Origin of the sequence: Marinobacter sediminum (assembly GCF_023657445.1) — a bacterium.
GTDB lineage: Bacteria > Pseudomonadota > Gammaproteobacteria > Pseudomonadales > Oleiphilaceae > Marinobacter > Marinobacter sediminum_A.
The window spans coordinates 3,219,483-3,236,343 of the sequence record NZ_JAGTWY010000001.1 but is presented as its reverse complement, the minus strand read 5'-3'; the positions used below and the strand labels follow the sequence as shown (position 1 = coordinate 3,236,343).

Here is a 16,861-nt window from a genome sequence, read left to right as displayed (position 1 = left end):
GATGGAATTCGGAGCCACAACACTGACCATGACAATATTGATGACACCGGATATGGCCAACTTTGCGGGAAATGTGCACGGTGGCAGCCTGCTGAAGTCTCTCGATGAAGTGGCTTACGCTTGCGCCAGCCGTTATGCCGGTACGTATGTGGTCACCCTGTCCGTGGACCAGGTGATGTTCCGCCAACCCATCCATGTTGGTGAGCTGGTCACCTTTCTGGCCAGTGTTAATTACACGGGGCGCACATCCATGGAGGTGGGCATTAAAGTGATCACGGAAAACATCCGGGAAAAATTGGTCAGACACACCAACAGTTGTTTCTTCACCATGGTGGCGGTTGATGAAAATGGCAAAGCTGTTGAGGTGCCGAAATTGAAACCAGAAACTGGTCAACAGATCAGGCGCTATGCCAATGGTCAGGAACGTCGTGCAATTCGCGTTGAGTTGACGGAACGTTATAAGGCGCTTCATGGATCAGAGGGCCAGTAGTGACCTCGGGACGGATGAAGGACTTTGCTTAGACAGGCGAACCTGTGGGCTCAGTTGGATATGATTTCGCTCGATTTCATGACGGCCTGAGTACGATTGGACACATCCAGCCGCTTATAGAGTTTTGCCAGGTGGTTTTTGATGGTGTGCGCTGAATTGTCGGCATAGGCTATTTGTAATGTGTGTCGCGTTGTCTTTCAGTACATTTTATGAATTGATTGAGTAGTGGAGGGGTTTGATCGAATCGGGAAATTGACCTTCAAGATCCCCGAGGATGTTGCCTTCGTTGCGCGGGAAGCCACCAAAGAGGAGTTGCCTCAAGTTCAGCGAGCAGCCCGAGTCTGGTGAAGCTACGACAAAATCCAGGTACGTCCTGATCATTGGGCCGATGAACGTTTGATTGGTTCTGTCTGTTTGAAATTGGTGTGCGATAAACAATGAAGATTGAAGTGACGAACTTGCCCGACGACGAGGTTACATGCTCGACCTGCAGGGCCAATTGTTGCCGCCTGGAAGTCATGCTTATTACGGACACGGGTGTGCCTGAGAAGTATGTTGCGGTGGATGACTGGGGCGGCATGACCATGGCTCGCCTGGACGACGGATGGTGTGCCGCCTTGGACCGCTCTACGATGCTCTGCAGTATTTACGAGAAACGCCCATTGATCTGCCGTGAATTCGAAATGGGCGGTTATGATTGTCTCGTCGAAAGAGCCTCGTTGTCATATTAGGGGAACGGCTGTTACTCAGGCAAAATCGTATTTTCCACCCTTCTCGAGGGCCTTCTGGTAGGCAGGTCTGGCGTGCACTCGCTCTACCCAGGCTGTGATGTGAGGCCGGTTCTTGCCGACGATACCCCGAGCCACGGAGGCTTCCAGCGGAAAGCTCATCTGAATATCCGCTGCGCTGAGGTTATCCCCGAGAAACCAGGTGTTCTTGGCCAGCTGGGATTCGACAAAATCCAGGTGCGTCTTGATCATCGGGCCGATGAAAGTCTGATTGGTTTTGTCTGAAATGCCTTTTGCCACTGGCTTGATAAAAAACGGCATCGGGCTGGTTTTTACCTTTTCAAACACCAGGCGCATAAGCAGTGGGGGCATCAAAGAGCCTTCGGCGTAATGCAACCAGTACGTGTAATCAAGCCACGCCTGGCCGCCGCCCTCCGGTAGCAGGGTGTCTGTGCCGTAGGTGTGGGCAAGGTATTCGATGATGGCACCAGACTCCGCCACGACCAGCTCGCCGTCGGTGATCACCGGTGATTTACCCAGCGGGTGTATTTTTTTGAGGCTTTCAGGCGCCAGCATGGTTTTGGGATCACGCTCGTAATACTGGATCTCGTAGGGCACTCCCAACTCTTCAAGCATCCAGAGAACGCGTTGTGAGCGGGAATTATTCAGGTGGTGAACTGTAATCATGCAGAAGCTCCGTTCGCATCAAAAGAATGAGCAGGTTACAGAGGTAGGCTGAAAATAGCTTTTTGGTTCACCACTATTGTGCTTTGAGTCGCCTTTCGGGAAGACAGGCCTCCCGAAAGGGGCCTGTTTCGCTTCTACCCGTTCACAGCGACAGCGGCGTTACCCGAACCTCACTGCGCAGCCGATCAACGGTTTCCTTATCGAACAACTCGGTCCCTGGCCGCATCACTGTCGCCGCACTGCAGGCAAGCCCCTCACGAAACGCATCCTGCTCCGACGCGCCCTGCGCCAATAGCCCCGCCATACCGGCCACCATCGAATCACCGGCCCCGACCGTGGAGACCACGGGTACCGAGGGCGCTTCTCCCTTCAGGACACTTGACGGCGTCACCAGCAAGGCGCCCTCAGCGCCCATGGAGACGCAGACCCAGGTCACGCCCCGCTCCTGCAACTGACGGGCTTCCCGAACGATATCCTGCTGATTGGTCAGGGGCTGTCCGACCATGGTTTCCAGTTCGAAACGGTTGGGTTTGATCAGGAACGGTTGGGCGTCGATCGCGTGCCGCAGCAGCTCATCATGAGAGTCAACAACGGCACGCGCCCCGGCCGCCTGCACCCGACGCACTGCTTGGGCGTACAGGTCCTTCGGCAAGCCTCGCTGTAACGAGCCGGTGATAACCCCCAGCCCCTCACTGCAATGGGTCACGAACTGGTCGAGCAAATGCTCCCATTGTGCGGTCGACACCATGGGACCGACACCACTGACCTCAAACTGGGCACCGGTGAGGCTCTCGAGAATGGTGCCATTGATCCGGGTTTCGCCATCCACCTCCTGATAACTGAGCTGGTCCAGCTGCGCATCGAGCTGATGGCGCAGGAAGCGACCGATTTCGCCGGCGACAACACAGAAAGTGCAGGCTTGCACCCCAAGCCGTTTAAGACCACGACCGACATTGATCCCGTTGCCGCCGGGGTCGTAACGGGAATCCAGGGCATGGACCTTCTGGTCAGCAATCAGCTGGGGGATTTCATAGGTGATATCAACAGCCGGATTCAGGCTCAAAACGGCCACGGGCAGTTGTGTGAAAGCGTCGATCATCTCAGGTGCTCCTCGGTGTCGACGGTCTGCCGACGCCAATCAGCGGGAGGATGATGTCATCATAAAACCGGTGACATCCCTTCACCAGTGAGCCTCTTGCGCTCAGAGTCTCGCTGACACTAGTTCGCTGCACTCGCTTCCGTCCGCGCCAGGAATTCCCCTATATGTTCGAACGCCTCTTCCGCCTCCGGTAACAGTGGCGTAAACAGGTGCCACACATGAACCATGTCCGGCCAGGTCTCGATTTCCACCGGTGAGCCAGCCGCCTGGGCTTTTTCTGCATACCGTCGGGCGTTTTCCAGCAGTAGCTCCGATTCACTGACGTGGATCAGGGTTGGCGGGAGGTTATGGAGGTCTCCTCGCAGGGGTGAGGCCTTCGGGCTGGTGGGTAATACCCGCATGCTTAAGACGGTTCCCCACCACAGTAGCGGCACGGGTATACGCGCCAGTTTCCGAACGGTTGGCCCCAGCATGGCATCGGACTTCAGGTTGGCCCGGCTGCCCAGCGAGGTGAGCATGAGTTCGGTAGAGGGCGACAAGGCTATCGCGGCATTTGGTGGCTGAAGCCCCTGGTCGCGTATCCAGGCACTTAGCCCCAGGGTGTGACTGCCGCCGGCAGAGTCCCCGGCGACCACCACAAAATCGGCTGGTGCGTCTCCGTCCGGGCCGTTGTCGAGTATCCAGCGGTAAGCCTGCTGGCAGTCGATAATGCCGTCCAGATAACGGTTTTCCGGCATCAGTCGGTAATCAATGGCGAATACGCAGGCGTGGGCCAACCTCGACAAGCGGTCAGTGATGGGACGATGGCTTTTGGGGCTGCCGGCGATCCAGGACCCGCCGTGAATGTAGAGAATCCGGCGGTTGGGATCTGCTCCGGGTGCAATCACCCATTCCCCCCTGGGTGCGCCGTTTGCCGGGGGACGGATTTCCGAAACGAGTTCCAGGCCGTCGCTCATGTTATCCATGCAGCGCCGCAGGGCTTTTACCCGGGCCCGGCCATGGAGGCCTTCGGTCGCGGTATGCATGCCCTTGACCTGTTCAAGAACCTTCCGGCGAGCCTCACTTTCTGGCGGCTGGGGGGCCGGTTTGCTGTCATCCCCGGCGTCGTGTTTCCGGCGCAGGAAAAACACCAACGCCACCAGCGCGACCATTATCAGGCCAAACCACATCATTGCGAACCAGGCGATACCGAACATCATGTGCAATCCTTGTGTGGTTTCAGTACAGCTCGCCGTTGAGCTGCCCTGCTGCTTTACTCATGGCTCTCACCTTGAGCCCTGCACCGCTACCCGCGTGCCATTGAACGCCGCATTGCCCGTCAGCTCATCAATGCGCTGTGAATCGGTGACGTCGTTCATGCTCACGCCCGGCTGTGATCCGGCAACCGTCATCGCGGTGTTGGTGCGGTTGTGACCCCAGCCCTGAGGAATGCTGATCACCCCTTCAAACATGTCGTCGTTGATCTCAACCGGTAGCTGGATGCTGCCGGTGGTTGAGGCGACCTGCGCGAGCTGTCCGTCTTCAAGGCCCAGCCTTTGTGCATCGGCCGTATTGATCTGCATGGTACAGGGGTTCTTGCCTTTGACCAGCCGCTGGGAATTCTGGGTCCAGGTGTTGTGACTCCGGGCCAGCCTGCGGCTTATCATGGAGAACGGGTAGTCGGGGTTATGCGCCATCAGCCCCGAGTCATCCAGGCGTTTCAGGTCATCGAGGAACAGCTGGGGCGCGATCCGGATCCGGCCGTCGTCGGTCTGAATCCGTTTCTCCAGGCACGGCTGCAACGGCCCCAGGTCCACCCCGTGAGGGTTGGCCTTCAGTTTGGAGAGGCTCATGCCCTGTTCGCCATAGGTGCCATGCTTGAGACCCGCATCCAGCATCATTTCCGGGGTGACCCCGTCGTCCTCGAGTCCGGTCAGTTGCAGGGCCAGGTCCCGCAGGATCTCCCAATCGTGCTTTTGATCGGGCGATTTCTCGAACAATGGTTCCGAGAACTTGACGGTGTTGCGAACCGCAAACGAATTGAAGAACACGTCGAAATGGGGCACTTCGAGGCCCGTGGTGGCGGGCAGAACGATGTCGGCGTGGCGGGTGGTTTCGTTCAGGTAAATATCAACGGACACCATGAAATCCAGTGCCTCGAACGCCTCATCAAACCGGGGCCCGCCGGGGGCGGAGAGCACGGGGTTACCGGCGATGGTGATCATGGCCCGGATCTGGCCGTCACCTGGCGTGAGGATCTCATCGGCCAGGGTGGCAACCGGAAATTCGTTGTTGAAGTAGGGCAGTCCTCGTACCCGGGACTCGTAGCGCCCGTAGGAGCTGGGTTTGCCTTTCTTTGGGCGCACCAGATCAAACGCTGGCTGGGGAAACATGGCCCCGCCCCGACGGTCGAAATTACCGGTGAGGATATTCAGGACATTGTTCAGCCACTGGCAAAGACCGCCGAAGGACTGCGTGGAGGCCCCCATTCGGCTGTAGCAGACGGCGCTCTTGGCGGCGGCCATCTCCCTCGCCAGCTCACGGATGAGCGTTGCCTCCATGCCGCAGGCTTCGGCCACACGCTCCGGCGAGTAGGGCTTAACCGCCTCGGACAGGCGCTCCAGCCCATCAATATGTGATTCCAGGTGGCCCGGATTTACGCGTTGTTCATCGAACAGGGTGTGAGCCAGGGCGAGCATGAACAGGGCATCGGTTTCCGGCCGGATGAACAGGTGCTGGTCGGCCTTTTTGGCCGTTTCCGTGCGGCGCGGATCAACCACTACCACTTTGCCGCCCCGCTGTTGAATGGCCTTTAACCGTTTGCCTACCCCCGGCGCTGTCATCAGGCTGCCGTTGGAAACGATCGGATTGGCACCGATGATCAGCATGAAATCCGTGTGGTCGATGTCTGGAATGGGAATGAGCATGCCCGACCCGAGCATGTAATTGGAGGCCACGTGGTGGGGTAGCTGGTCGGCGGACGCCGAGCTGTAACGGTTATTGGTGCCCAGTGCCTTGAAGAAACGCTGAAGCATGATGGCATTGCCAAAGTTGTGGGCATTGGGGTTGCCAAGATATACCCCGACCGCATCCTTGCCGTGAGCCTGCTGAATGCCGCGGAAACGGGTGGCTATTTCCTCAAGCGCCTCGCTCCAACTGATCTCCTGCCAGCCATCGGCGGTTTTTCTGAGGGGGGTTTTAAGGCGCTCCTTATCGTTGTAGAAATCCTGGAGGGCCACCGCCTTGGGGCAGATGTGGCCCTGGCTGAACGGATCATCCTTGTCGGCCTTGATCGACAGGATCTCGCCATCCTGGTGCCTGATCTCAAGGCCACACATGGCTTCACAAATATTGCAGGTCCGGAAGTGGGTCTTGGCTTCGCTCATAGCAAACGGCTCGGTTACGGGTATTGTCGTTGTTGGATTTGTGAGTGTGGCATAAACCGGCAACAAATTAGATGGTTGAAATGCTCACAATATTGACCGACATGGCGAAAGATATCCGAAATGGGGCAGTACACGAGCCTGGGAGGAGGGAACCGGGTGTTATCGGCAGCGACCCTCGCGGATCACGAGGGCGCGTCGATAACAGGTCTGTCCCGGCTTTTATCCCGATTTCATAGTGATGTCGGGCGTGACTCAGTTTTGCATGGGAATTCCATCATCCCAACGAAAGCCGACGCCTCCGGCCTGCCAGACACCTTTGCCGAACGGACTCGGCCCATTAAGGTTGATGTAGACCGGCAAATCAAAGTCAGGAGCAAGATCCTGAACGCCGCGAACGGTGCTGCGGTGCATGATCCGCAAGCCCTGCTCCTCGGGAGGCAGGTGCGCCTCAGGGGCAGCTCGATGCGCCACGGCCAGATTGTCGATGAAAACGCAGTCGTTTTCCTGGTACTCGTAGGCGATGGCGTATCCGTTCTCCAGCCCGGCATTGAGAATGTCGTTGTACTCATGACACAGCTGCTTCATTTCTTCCGCATCCAACAGGCGAAAGCCATCATCATCGGGCAGCTTTTCAATCACCGCACCCGTCATTCCAAGATGCAACCAAATACTCTTTCGCCCGGAGATGGGATGCACATGCACCACCGGATGAACGGCTCCTGAAGCGGAGTTTACCGAGGAAAGGCGACCCCAGAATTCCTGCCGCTCCTCCGGGAGAGCGTCATGGGCGGCACCCTGATGGGCGAAATAAGTGCCTCCGCCTTTTTCGGCCGGTCGGATGATGTGATACCCCGAGTGCGAAAAGGTATCCGTGTTGAAGCTGCCATCATTGTGCCATTGGGGGCCCACGCCAGGAATTCCGTGACGACGATCGTTAGACAGGCGGAAAATGTGTCGGTTGCGATCAGGCGTCGCCGGATGAATTCCATGGGTGCTATGCAATTGCTTGCCACCCCACCAGCAGCTGGCTCGGAGAAAGTCGTCGGCTTCCAGTTGCTTTTCGTTTTTAAAAACGAGAAAACCACGATTGGCCATTTCGTGTTCAAGCGCCTCGACGACATCGGGCGGCGGTGTGTCCGCCGATGACAAGTCAATGCCATGCACTTCGGCACCGATGGGATCCAGCGGGATGATCTTCCCGCCGAATTTTTCAATAATGGCAACGCGTGATGGATCAAGGGGCGCAATATACGGTTGGTTAGTACTCAATGCTAACCTCCTGTCGCTGACTCTAATGCAAGAAGGATGAAAGCTGCGCCAGATGCGCAATCCTGAGAGGGTTCGTCAACAGCACGTCACCGTCATCCGAGCACAGGATGTATGTAAGGACCAGTTTGGCAAATATAAAATTATCTTCCAAACAGATACTGGCGATGGCAAACAGGTTATACAACTGCGCAGAACCCGAGATGATCGCGCCCTCACTCGCCCGTCAGTGGAGAAAGTGAGCCCGCTTTGTTAACATTACGTAACTGCTACTGAAAAGTCTGGGTGCAACGGCCCCGTAAACGGACACCCGTTTCAGCGGCTGATATCCACGGCAAGGCGCCACACCCCCTTTGGCTAAGACCTTGCCGCCTCCGATTGGGAGTGCCCTGACAGGGCCTATCACCTTTCGCGCACTTGTCAGGCAAGTGCCACTATCCTGCGCTCCTGCTTGGTAATACTTTGATTTAAAGGTTACGCAACACTCACTTTTTAAGCGAAAACTGAGAAAGGAGAACGAACGATGAAAAAAGTCATGTTGGCCAGTGTTGGCCTGGTAATGAGCAGCGCGGCGATGGCCGCCCCGAACATGGAATGCAAGACGGTTCGCTTTTCCGACGTCGGCTGGACTGACATCACCGCCACCACTGCCCTGGCGTCTACCGTACTTGAAGGTATGGGCTATGAACCGGAAGCGAAAGTTCTGTCGGTACCGGTCACGTATCGCTCGCTCAAGAACAAAGACATCGATGTATTCCTGGGCAACTGGATGCCCACCATGGAAGCGGATGTGCGTCCTTACCTCGAGAGCGGTGACGTGGAGAGCGTACTCACCAACCTTGAAGGCGCCAAGTACACCCTGGCGGTCCCCCAGTATGCCTTCGACGCCGGGGTAACCAGCTTCGCCGACATCGCCGAGCACTCTGAGCAGTTTGATGGTCGCATCTACGGCATCGAGCCAGGAAACGACGGCAACCGGCTGATCCAGGATATGATCGAAAAAGACGCCTTCGGCCTTGGCGAGTTTCGTCTGGTTGAATCCAGTGAGGCTGGCATGCTGTCCCAGGTTGGCCGCGCCGTGCGTCGTGACGAGTGGGTGGTCTTCCTGGCCTGGGAACCGCACCCGATGAACGCCAACCACGATCTGGCCTACCTCGAGGGTGGTGATGATTTCTTTGGCCCCAACTACGGTGGCGCCACCGTGCACACCAATGTTCGCAAGGGTTACCTCAACGAATGCCCGAATGTCGGCACGCTGCTGACCAACATGACGTTCTCCCTGACGATGGAAAACGAAGTGATGGGCGCCATCCTGAACGACGGCGAAGATCCACGTGATGCTGCCCACGCCTGGCTGGCGAACAACCCGGACGTGCTGAACGGCTGGTTGGATGGTGTTACCACCATCGACGGTGAGCCGGCACTGACTGCCGTGAAGGCTTCTTTGAAGTAAGGTCCGTCAGGTGTTCTGGGCCGAAGCGTCCAGAACACCGGCCGCAGGCTCTTAGTTCACATCCCCCCATTTCCGGTGCAGGCTTCGCCCGCGCCCAACAAGACTGACTACCATGAGCTGGATAACTGAGCATCAATTGCCTTTCGGCGACTTCATGGAAGATGTTGTTGATTTTTTGGTCGTCAATTTCAGTGGTTTTTTTGACACCATTTCGGACACCCTGAGCAGCATGATTCATGGCCTGACCGATGCCCTTCTATGGGTTCCGCCAGGCTTCATGGTGCTGTTCTTTACTGTGGCGGCACACGCCCGCCATCGCCGGTGGGGGCTGACCGCCTTCACTGCCTTCAGTTTTCTGTTGATCTGGAACCTGGGTTACTGGGAAGACACCATGGCGACCCTGTCGCTGGTGTTATACGCCACCCTGCTGTGTGTGGTGATCGGTATCCCGCTGGGCATCTATGCCGCCCACAGTGAATGGCTGTACAAGTTCCTGCAGCCCGTTCTGGACCTGATGCAAACCATTCCGCCCTTTGTGTATCTGATTCCCACGCTGACATTGTTTGGCCTGGGTGTGGTGCCCGGCGTGATCTCCACCGTGATCTTTGCCATTGCGGCCCCGGTTCGGCTGACCTATCTGGGTATTTCCCAGGTACCGAAAGAACTGGTGGAAGCTGGCAAATCCTTCGGCTGTACAAACCGCCAGCTGCTGTTAAGGGTTGAGCTGCCCGCGGCCATGAGCTCCATCGGCGCCGGCATCACCCAGTGCATCATGCTGTCCCTGTCAATGGTGGTCATCGCGGCCCTGGTAGGCGCCGATGGTCTGGGGGTACCCGTGGTACGGGCCCTGAACACTGTCGATATCGGCAAGGGTTTTGAGGCTGGCCTCGCCATCGTATTGCTGGCCATCTGGATGGACCGGTTTTTCCGCCAGAAAGGCGCTGAGGGGGTATCGTCATGATTGAAATTGAGAATGTAAATGTCGTATTTGGTAAGCAGCCCCAGCGCGCTCTGCCACTGATCGAGCAGGGCATGGACCGAGCGGCTATCCGCGAGCAGACCGATCTGGTGGTGGGCGTGCAGAACGCCAACCTGAGCATCAAGAAAGGCGAGATTTGCGTGTTGATGGGGCTGTCCGGCTCTGGCAAATCCAGTCTGCTGCGATGTGTGAACGGCCTGAACGAGGTCACCAGCGGGACCATCCGCATCCAGCACGATGGCGAGATGGTGGATTTCACCCAGGCCAGCGAAAAAGTCCAGCGGGATATCCGTACCCGTCGTGTTTCCATGGTGTTCCAGAGCTTTGCGCTGATGCCCTGGTTGACGGTGGAAGACAACGTCGGCTTCGGGCTCGAACTCCAGGGTCTGGGCAAAGCGGAACGCCGTGAGAAGGTGGCGCGCCAGCTGGAACTGGTCGGGCTTGACGGCTGGGCCAAGCGCCGCCCGGATGAACTGTCGGGCGGTATGCGTCAACGGGTTGGTTTGGCCCGGGCACTGGCCACCGAATCTGAAATCATGCTGATGGATGAGCCGTTCTCGGCGCTGGACCCGCTGATCCGGCATCAGCTGCAGGATGAGCTTCTGACCCTGCAGGAAGAGCTGCAAAAGACCATTGTGTTTGTCAGCCACGATCTTGATGAGGCTCTGAAGCTTGGCTCTCACATCGCCATCATGAAAGACGGTCAGATCGTTCAGCACGGCAAGCCGGAGTCCATCGTGTTGAAGCCAGAGAATGATTACGTGAAAAGTTTTGTCGCCAGCACCAACCCGCTCAATGTGCTGGCGGCCCGGTCACTGGCGCTGCCCATGGAAGAAATGGCGCAGGACGCCACGGGTAACCGCTGTCTCAGCAAGCGGTTCGACACCTGGCTGCATACGCCGGGCGTGGCGCAGGACGCCGTGGTGACCAGCGCTGGCCAGACCTTCCAGACCCAGCATTGGGAGCCGGGGCAGGCGATTGAGAGCCTGGCCAAGCAGCCGACTCGCATTGCACCCGATACGCCGTTGCGGGATGCTGTGGAGATCCGCTATTTCACCGGCCACAGCCTGCTGGTGGAGGAGGACGGGAAGTTAACTGGTGCCATTGGTGATCGGGAGCTCTACCACGCCATGCTGGGCAAGCACCTGGAGGACAGCTAGAGCGTCCTCCCGGGCGCCGGCCTGTTATCACTGATTGTCAGGCCACCCGGCGGCGGCTGGGGGAAAGGGTGTTATTTCCGCGCGACCCTGGATGAGGGCTGGTAAATGACCAGCCGGTTTCGCCCCGACTCCTTGGCCTGGTACATGGCCTTGTCCGCCATTGACACTGTCGTATCGAAGCCGCCGCCCTTCCAGGTCGCGATGCCCACGGAAACAGTCACCTGGAGTAGGTGTTCCTTGTAGGGCACCCGGCATTCGGCGACATTTTTCAGTATTTTCTCGCCCATGGCGCGTAAGTCTATCTGATCAGAGTCATAGACAAGGACCAGGAATTCTTCCCCTCCCCAGCGGCCAAAACTGTCCACCTTTCGGATAGACTGGTGGACCGCTTTGGCAAAGGCCTTGAGGATAAGATCCCCCGCCTCGTGGCCATATTGATCGTTGAGCTGCTTAAAGTGGTCGATGTCGAGCAGCATGACGGAAAAGGTGCCGCCCGAGCGGCTGCAGCGCAGTACTTCCAAATGCCCCCGGCTGATCAGGTTGCGGCGGTTGTAAACCCCGGTCAGGTCATCGGTCAGCGCCAGGCGTTCAAGCATATGGTTGGCTTGTTCCAGCTCGCTGGTGCGCTGGTGCACTTTTTCTTCCAGGGTTTCATTGGCCTCCTGAAGTTTGTTGAGCAGGTTCTCCAGCTGATGGTGCTGTTCGATTTCCCTGGAAATGTCTCTTATGATCCCGACAAAGTGGGACGTTTTTCCCCGCCAATCATGAATCGGGTTGATCACAAGGTTGTTCCAGAACAAGGTACCGTCCTTGCGGAAATTTCTCACCGTGATACGGATCGGCTCCTTGCGCAGAATCGCCTCTCTGATTTTCCTGACCTCGGGCTGATCCGGCTTATCCCGGTTCAGGAAACGGCAGTTCCGGCCCAGGATTTCCTCCTCCTTATACCCGGTCATCTCCATAAAGCTCTGGTTACAGTAGATGATCGGCTGATCGTCTCCGGCCTCGGTAATCAGCACGCCTTCACCGGTGGCTTCCACGGCACTTTTATAAAGCCGCAGGCTACCGCTTTGTCGCCGGTTCTGGCTCACAAAGGCGGCGGCGAAGAGCACGATCACGATGAAAAGCACGATGACTTCCTGGATCAGCAGAGCCGTGCTTTCCGGCGAGCCGGTCAGGAAGGGGCTCTGGCCGGTAGCCGTTGCGATCGCCGCATACAGCGCAACTGTTGCGGCGAGTGCAGAGCCGGGAAGTGGCCCCAGGCGAACCGCTGCCCAAAACGGTGCCAGCATGACCAGCAGTGGCGTCAGGGCCAGCATGTGGCCGGAAATGATGCCTACGTTGAATACCAGAAAACAGGTGAGGAGCGTGGTTGTTACCAACCCTGTCCACTCAATGCCCCCAGCCGACAGGTAGCGGGCATCAGGCCAGTAAATCCGATAATTGAAAAGCATGTGCAGGACGGGGGTCAGCGCCATCAGGCCGGTCGCGTCTCCAAACCACCAGATACGCCATATAACCATGAAGGGTGCAGGATCAAGAAGAACATAGGCATAGACAGAAGCGCCTGCCAGGGCGGCAAGTGGCGAAGCGACGAAAAACACAATAAGAATGAAGAGCGCCAGCTCACGTGGCTCACTCCAGTCCGGCCGAACACGGGCACTCGCGCTGAACCGCGTAATAACCAGCGCAGCTATCGTGCATTCAGCTATGTTAACCAGCCCAAACAGCACGGCTGCGTGAACAGGAAAGGCGGGATAGTCGGCCAGGATTTCGGCCACCAGCACGATAACAGCCAACCCCGGCCAGTAGCGTCGTGGCAGGGTCAGGAGTGCGGCCAGTAAAACAGCATTGGGAGGCCAAAGAACGGCAATACCCGAGGGCAGACTGACAACCAGCACACCGATCAACGCACAAACATAGTAAAGCAGGCCAACCCCGAGGCAGACCAATAAAGACATGGGCATGGGCATCTCCTTCGCACATGCGTGATGTCACAAGGTTGGAACAATGTCCCGCGCTTTTATCCGAGTTATACTGCCCGGCCCGTAAAGCTAAATTAAGCTGCACTGCACGATAAATGCAAGCCGCCCCGTATCAGGTCTGGGCCGGGTTGCCCTCGGGCTGGTCCGACGTGCGGCCGGTGGAGACCTGATTACGCCCCTGAACCTTGGCCTGGTAGAGCTGCTCGTCGGCCCTGGCAATGGCGTGGTTCAGGGTGATGTGTTCAGAGTGGCGGCTGGCGACACCGACGCTGATGGTGCATCGGATCAACCTGCCGCGGTCATTGACCACCAGTTGCTCGATATTCTGGCGGAAACGCTCGGCCACGGTGAGGGCTTCCGACTCGTCCGTTTCCGGCAACAACAGAGTGAATTCTTCACCACCCCAGCGCGCCAGGAGATCGCCATGGCGCCGGGATCGATCGAGCTCGCCGGCAATTTTCTTCAATACCCTGTCGCCGGTGGCATGGCCATATTGGTCATTGATGTCCTTGAAATGATCAATATCGATCATAGCCACACAGATGTTCCTGTTCTTGCGCTTGACCAGACTCCATAGTGATTCGGCGACCGGCAGAAAACCACGCCGATTGTTCAGGCCGGTCAGCAGATCAATCTGTGCCGTTCGCTCGGCGGCCATCCGGGCCTTTTTGGTTTTACGAACCAGGTCGGCCAGCGCCAACATCAAGAGTATGGCATCCACGACCATGCCGATGTCCACGGCGTAGTAGCCAATCTGGGTATAGGTAATCACGCCGGATACCGTCAGGGCTGTAATCGAGGCGCCAACAGCGGAAACCAGTGTGCCCAGCATGAAATAGCGTGCGGACTGGTTGCCACTCACCCAGCTCGATATTCCCATGTAGAGCATCAGTGCCGTGAACACCGGCACAACCAGGAATGCCAGGCGCAGCGCCAGGCCCTGCTCGCCCAGGGCGAAACAGGCCCCGAAGAGCGCGAAATAAGCCACACCGATTGTCTGGATGGTTCTGTGGAGCCGTGGTCGGTAGCGTTGGGTGTTCAGAAAATTTGTCGCAAACGCCAGGCCGGAGCTGGCGAAACACAGCATCAGCAGGGGTGGCGCCCATTGTTGCCATCCCACCGCCTCGGGCCAGAGCAGGGCCATTCCAATCCCGTTGTAGGATGCCGTCATGGCCACAAAGCTGCCGGTATAGAGCGAGTAGTACAGATAACGCCGCTTCCGAAGGCCGGCGAACAGCATCAGGTTATAGGCCGAAAGTGCAAACATGACGCCGTACACGAAGCTGTAGAACGCGGTCTCTGATTGCTCTCGACTATGGCTGGCGGCAATACTGGAAAAATAGAGTCGCACCACCATTGGATCCGCTGTCTCAATTCGCAGCAACAGCCGTGTCTTGCCGGGCGGAAACTGGTAATCGGCACTGGGTATGCGCTTGGCGATAGACCGCTCATCCAGCGGAATACGGTCACCGCCGACAAAGTGCTGTGGCGGCCGGTCTTCCGTTATGAGAAAGAAGTCGACCTGTTCCAGCCAGCCTGTTCCGACGGACACGCGCCGCAAAATGGTGTCATCGGTCGGATTGAGAACATCCGCCACCAGCCAGATCGGACTGGTATTGATGCCATTGGCTAACACACCGGTCTCAGAGTGCTTCAGGGCAGCGGGATTCTCGCGAATCAGGGACTGAACCTCGTCAACGGAAAGTGCTTCTCCCTGTTCAGCGAGAAATGCCACCCGATCAACCATTGCGTCCTGGTAGAGGGCTCGAGCGTCAACGAGCGGCACTGACCCGTCGTCGTGAGCCGATTCAGCAAGAGCGCACGTCGTCAGGTTCAGAATGGTCAGCAGGAAAAAGAAGTGCCAATGCCGTCGCACGTGACTGTGTATCCGTTAAGTTCGTTGCGCCTAGGTTATAGGCAAATCTGCGACATGTCATATCGGGCATTGCGTCTGACCGGGGGAGCATCGTCTATACTGACGGCATATTTCGCCGTTCACGAATCGGCAGCTTGAGGAAAAGTCGAACTATGAATTTGGATAAAGCAAAAAAACGCATCTCCAAACAGGTTAAAAAGGGCTTCAATGGTTACCCTCAGATTTCGCTGGAATACTTCGGCAACACGCCGGAGACTGCAACGGAAGTGGTTATTTCATTCACAATGGAAGCGAACGCCGAACCACAAAAGCAAACATTTGTGAGTAAAAGTGACATTCGGGAAGATGAAACCATTCAATCGACGCTGGTGAAGATTATTGAACGGGCTGATGCCAAAACAGTGACTGAAATCGAGGGTGTTTCTATCCGGTCATCTTCTCTCTGAGTAAACAGGCCCACGGCCTTCGAACCAATACAAACACGCGGTTCGCTCTGGCTACATATCGCTTAGTCTCAAATGCCAATCCTCTATCTTGGCCGGGTTGCTGGTATCCAGCGATCACGGTGCCTTTGAACGAAATCATGGTCACAGCAGGAAACAACGCACAGAGTGTCGTGAACAGGATGCTGAAGACGCCCGGGATGATGTCTACTTTGTTCTGGGGCAAAGAAATGTTATCCGGCCTGTGCAACAATGACCCACAAGTGATCCGTGGCTAAAGAAGTAACGGAATCAATGACAGAATTCCCGCTATAGCTGGGCTTTTATAACGGAGTGTCCCTTGCACATACTCATCACCGGTGGAGCTGGCTTCATCGGATCCAACATTGCTGAATACCATCTCAAACAGGGCGACAAGGTACATGTGGTGGATAACCTCAGTACCGGCTCACTAGCCAATGTCGCCGCGTTCAGTAAAAACCCCGAGTTCCGGTTTGACCAAGCCGACATCGTGACGTGGGATGGCCTCGACACGGCCGTTGCCTGGGCGGATCGTATATACCATATGGCGGCTGTTGTGGGCGTGTACCGAGTGCTGAGTGAGCCCGTGGGTACCATGGCCACTAATATCGCAGGTACCGAGCGCCTGTTGAGGTCTGTGAACCGGGACAGCTGGGCCCCGCAGGTAATCCTCGCCTCCAGTTCGGAGGTCTATGGCCCGCACACGGAACCGACGTTGAGTGAGGATGATTCCCTGATCATCCAGTCCGGTGCGCCCCTGCGCTGGAACTATGCCATCAGCAAGCTGGCGGATGAGGGTTTTGGCCTGGCCTATGCCCGGGAGCATGACATTCCCGTGATCATCGCCCGCTTCTTCAATACTGTCGGGCCACGCCAGACCGGCCGCTATGGGATGGTGGTGCCTCGCTTCGTTCAGAAAGCGGTGGCCAACGAACCGATTACTGTGTTCGGGGATGGTGAGCAGTCCCGTTCTTTTTGCGATGTTCGGGATACGGTAGTGGCGCTCGACCGCCTGGCCTCCATGCCGGATCTGCCAAACGGGGAGATCGTCAACGTCGGCAGCGATCGGGAAATCAGCATCAATGAGCTTGCCCGGCTGGTCATCGAGTGCGCCGGGAGTCGCTCAACCATCGACCATATTCCTTACCGGGAAGCCTATGGGGCCGAGTTTGAAGATATTCGCCATCGCCGGCCCTCACTTGACAAACTCCACCGGTTCACGGGCTTCGAGCACGCCTGGAACCTGGAGAAAACCCTCATGGACCTGATCAACCGGGCCCGTGAACAGATCAACGAAGGGGAGAAGTAG

General features: G+C 57.1%; 15 protein-coding genes. 7 read left to right on the top strand and 8 right to left on the bottom strand.

The features are described from left to right. Position 1: 1 nt before the first annotated feature. Positions 2 to 490, top strand: a complete 489-nt coding sequence (locus KFJ24_RS15220) for an acyl-CoA thioesterase (protein ID WP_250832665.1) — start codon at positions 2 to 4, stop codon at positions 488 to 490. 50 nt (positions 491 to 540) lie between these two features. Here KFJ24_RS15220 and KFJ24_RS18275 read toward each other — a convergent pair whose 3' ends face one another. Further along, positions 541 to 663 carry a LuxR C-terminal-related transcriptional regulator gene (locus KFJ24_RS18275; RefSeq protein WP_350455592.1) on the bottom strand — a complete coding sequence of 41 codons (123 nt, stop codon included), beginning with the start codon at positions 661 to 663 and terminating at the stop codon, positions 541 to 543. 264 nt (positions 664 to 927) lie between these two features. Here KFJ24_RS18275 and KFJ24_RS15215 point away from each other — a divergent pair, with 264 nt between their 5' ends. Further along, complete coding sequence (locus KFJ24_RS15215) at positions 928 to 1,221, top strand: YkgJ family cysteine cluster protein (RefSeq protein ID WP_250831936.1); 294 nt, start codon at positions 928 to 930, stop codon at positions 1,219 to 1,221. A 15-nt stretch (positions 1,222 to 1,236) separates the two neighbouring features. On the opposite strand, the gene KFJ24_RS15210 is transcribed toward KFJ24_RS15215, so the two are convergent. From KFJ24_RS15210 to KFJ24_RS15190, 5 genes are all read right to left on the bottom strand, one after another. Then, complete coding sequence (locus KFJ24_RS15210; RefSeq protein WP_250831935.1) at positions 1,237 to 1,905, bottom strand: glutathione S-transferase family protein; 669 nt, start codon at positions 1,903 to 1,905, stop codon at positions 1,237 to 1,239. Between the two features lie 142 nt (positions 1,906 to 2,047). Continuing rightward, the gene (locus KFJ24_RS15205; protein WP_250831934.1) at positions 2,048 to 3,004 is read right to left on the bottom strand and encodes a 1-phosphofructokinase family hexose kinase; all 957 of its coding nucleotides are present in this window, start codon (positions 3,002 to 3,004) and stop codon (positions 2,048 to 2,050) included. Between the two features lie 119 nt (positions 3,005 to 3,123). Then, entirely contained in the window at positions 3,124 to 4,203 is a 1,080-nt protein-coding gene (locus tag KFJ24_RS15200; RefSeq protein ID WP_250831933.1) for an alpha/beta hydrolase, read from the bottom strand. 66 nt (positions 4,204 to 4,269) lie between these two features. Next, a complete protein-coding gene (locus KFJ24_RS15195; protein ID WP_250831932.1) occupies positions 4,270 to 6,369 on the bottom strand; it encodes a molybdopterin-dependent oxidoreductase in 2,100 nt (699 codons plus the stop codon). A 252-nt stretch (positions 6,370 to 6,621) separates the two neighbouring features. Then, positions 6,622 to 7,638: a TauD/TfdA dioxygenase family protein gene (locus KFJ24_RS15190; protein ID WP_250831931.1), complete on the bottom strand. Its 1,017-nt coding sequence runs from the start codon at positions 7,636 to 7,638 to the stop codon at positions 6,622 to 6,624. Between the two features lie 520 nt (positions 7,639 to 8,158). Between KFJ24_RS15190 and KFJ24_RS15185 the strand changes: the two genes are divergently transcribed. The 3 genes from KFJ24_RS15185 (at position 8,159) to choV (ending at position 11,227) form a co-directional block, all read left to right on the top strand. Then, positions 8,159 to 9,088, top strand: coding sequence for a choline ABC transporter substrate-binding protein (locus tag KFJ24_RS15185; protein ID WP_250831930.1), 930 nt, complete (start codon positions 8,159 to 8,161; stop codon positions 9,086 to 9,088). Positions 9,089 to 9,200: 112 nt separating this feature from the next. Beyond that, positions 9,201 to 10,049, top strand: a complete 849-nt coding sequence (gene choW, locus KFJ24_RS15180; protein WP_250831929.1) for a choline ABC transporter permease subunit — start codon at positions 9,201 to 9,203, stop codon at positions 10,047 to 10,049. Further along, complete coding sequence (choV, locus tag KFJ24_RS15175; protein ID WP_250832664.1) at positions 10,040 to 11,227, top strand: choline ABC transporter ATP-binding protein; 1,188 nt, start codon at positions 10,040 to 10,042, stop codon at positions 11,225 to 11,227. The genes choW and choV overlap by 10 nt, the downstream gene beginning before the upstream one ends. A gap of 71 nt (positions 11,228 to 11,298) precedes the next feature. Here choV and KFJ24_RS15170 read toward each other — a convergent pair whose 3' ends face one another. Beyond that, on the bottom strand, positions 11,299 to 13,194 hold the full coding sequence (locus KFJ24_RS15170) for a sensor domain-containing diguanylate cyclase (protein WP_250831928.1): 1,896 nt from the start codon (positions 13,192 to 13,194) through the stop codon (positions 11,299 to 11,301). A gap of 130 nt (positions 13,195 to 13,324) precedes the next feature. Then, positions 13,325 to 15,088, bottom strand: coding sequence for a sensor domain-containing diguanylate cyclase (locus KFJ24_RS15165; protein ID WP_250831927.1), 1,764 nt, complete (start codon positions 15,086 to 15,088; stop codon positions 13,325 to 13,327). A gap of 152 nt (positions 15,089 to 15,240) precedes the next feature. Between KFJ24_RS15165 and KFJ24_RS15160 the strand changes: the two genes are divergently transcribed. Continuing rightward, positions 15,241 to 15,534 carry a hypothetical protein gene (locus KFJ24_RS15160; protein ID WP_250831926.1) on the top strand — a complete coding sequence of 98 codons (294 nt, stop codon included), beginning with the start codon at positions 15,241 to 15,243 and terminating at the stop codon, positions 15,532 to 15,534. A gap of 337 nt (positions 15,535 to 15,871) precedes the next feature. Then, positions 15,872 to 16,861, top strand: a complete 990-nt coding sequence (locus KFJ24_RS15155; protein ID WP_250831925.1) for an NAD-dependent epimerase/dehydratase family protein — start codon at positions 15,872 to 15,874, stop codon at positions 16,859 to 16,861.

What these genes read in the sequence shown, in the direction of transcription:
- KFJ24_RS15220 (WP_250832665.1), top strand. Translation starts at nt 2, where the DNA reads ATGGAATTCGGAGCCACAACACTGACCATGACAATATTGATGACACCG.
- KFJ24_RS15215 (WP_250831936.1), top strand. Translation starts at nt 928, where the DNA reads ATGAAGATTGAAGTGACGAACTTGCCCGACGACGAGGTTACATGCTCG.
- KFJ24_RS15210 (WP_250831935.1), bottom strand. Translation starts at nt 1,905, where the DNA reads ATGATTACAGTTCACCACCTGAATAATTCCCGCTCACAACGCGTTCTC.
- KFJ24_RS15205 (WP_250831934.1), bottom strand. Translation starts at nt 3,004, where the DNA reads ATGATCGACGCTTTCACACAACTGCCCGTGGCCGTTTTGAGCCTGAAT.
- KFJ24_RS15200 (WP_250831933.1), bottom strand. Translation starts at nt 4,203, where the DNA reads ATGATGTTCGGTATCGCCTGGTTCGCAATGATGTGGTTTGGCCTGATA.
- KFJ24_RS15195 (WP_250831932.1), bottom strand. Translation starts at nt 6,369, where the DNA reads ATGAGCGAAGCCAAGACCCACTTCCGGACCTGCAATATTTGTGAAGCC.
- KFJ24_RS15185 (WP_250831930.1), top strand. Translation starts at nt 8,159, where the DNA reads ATGAAAAAAGTCATGTTGGCCAGTGTTGGCCTGGTAATGAGCAGCGCG.
- choW (WP_250831929.1), top strand. Translation starts at nt 9,201, where the DNA reads ATGAGCTGGATAACTGAGCATCAATTGCCTTTCGGCGACTTCATGGAA.
- KFJ24_RS15170 (WP_250831928.1), bottom strand. Translation starts at nt 13,194, where the DNA reads ATGCCCATGTCTTTATTGGTCTGCCTCGGGGTTGGCCTGCTTTACTAT.
- KFJ24_RS15160 (WP_250831926.1), top strand. Translation starts at nt 15,241, where the DNA reads ATGAATTTGGATAAAGCAAAAAAACGCATCTCCAAACAGGTTAAAAAG.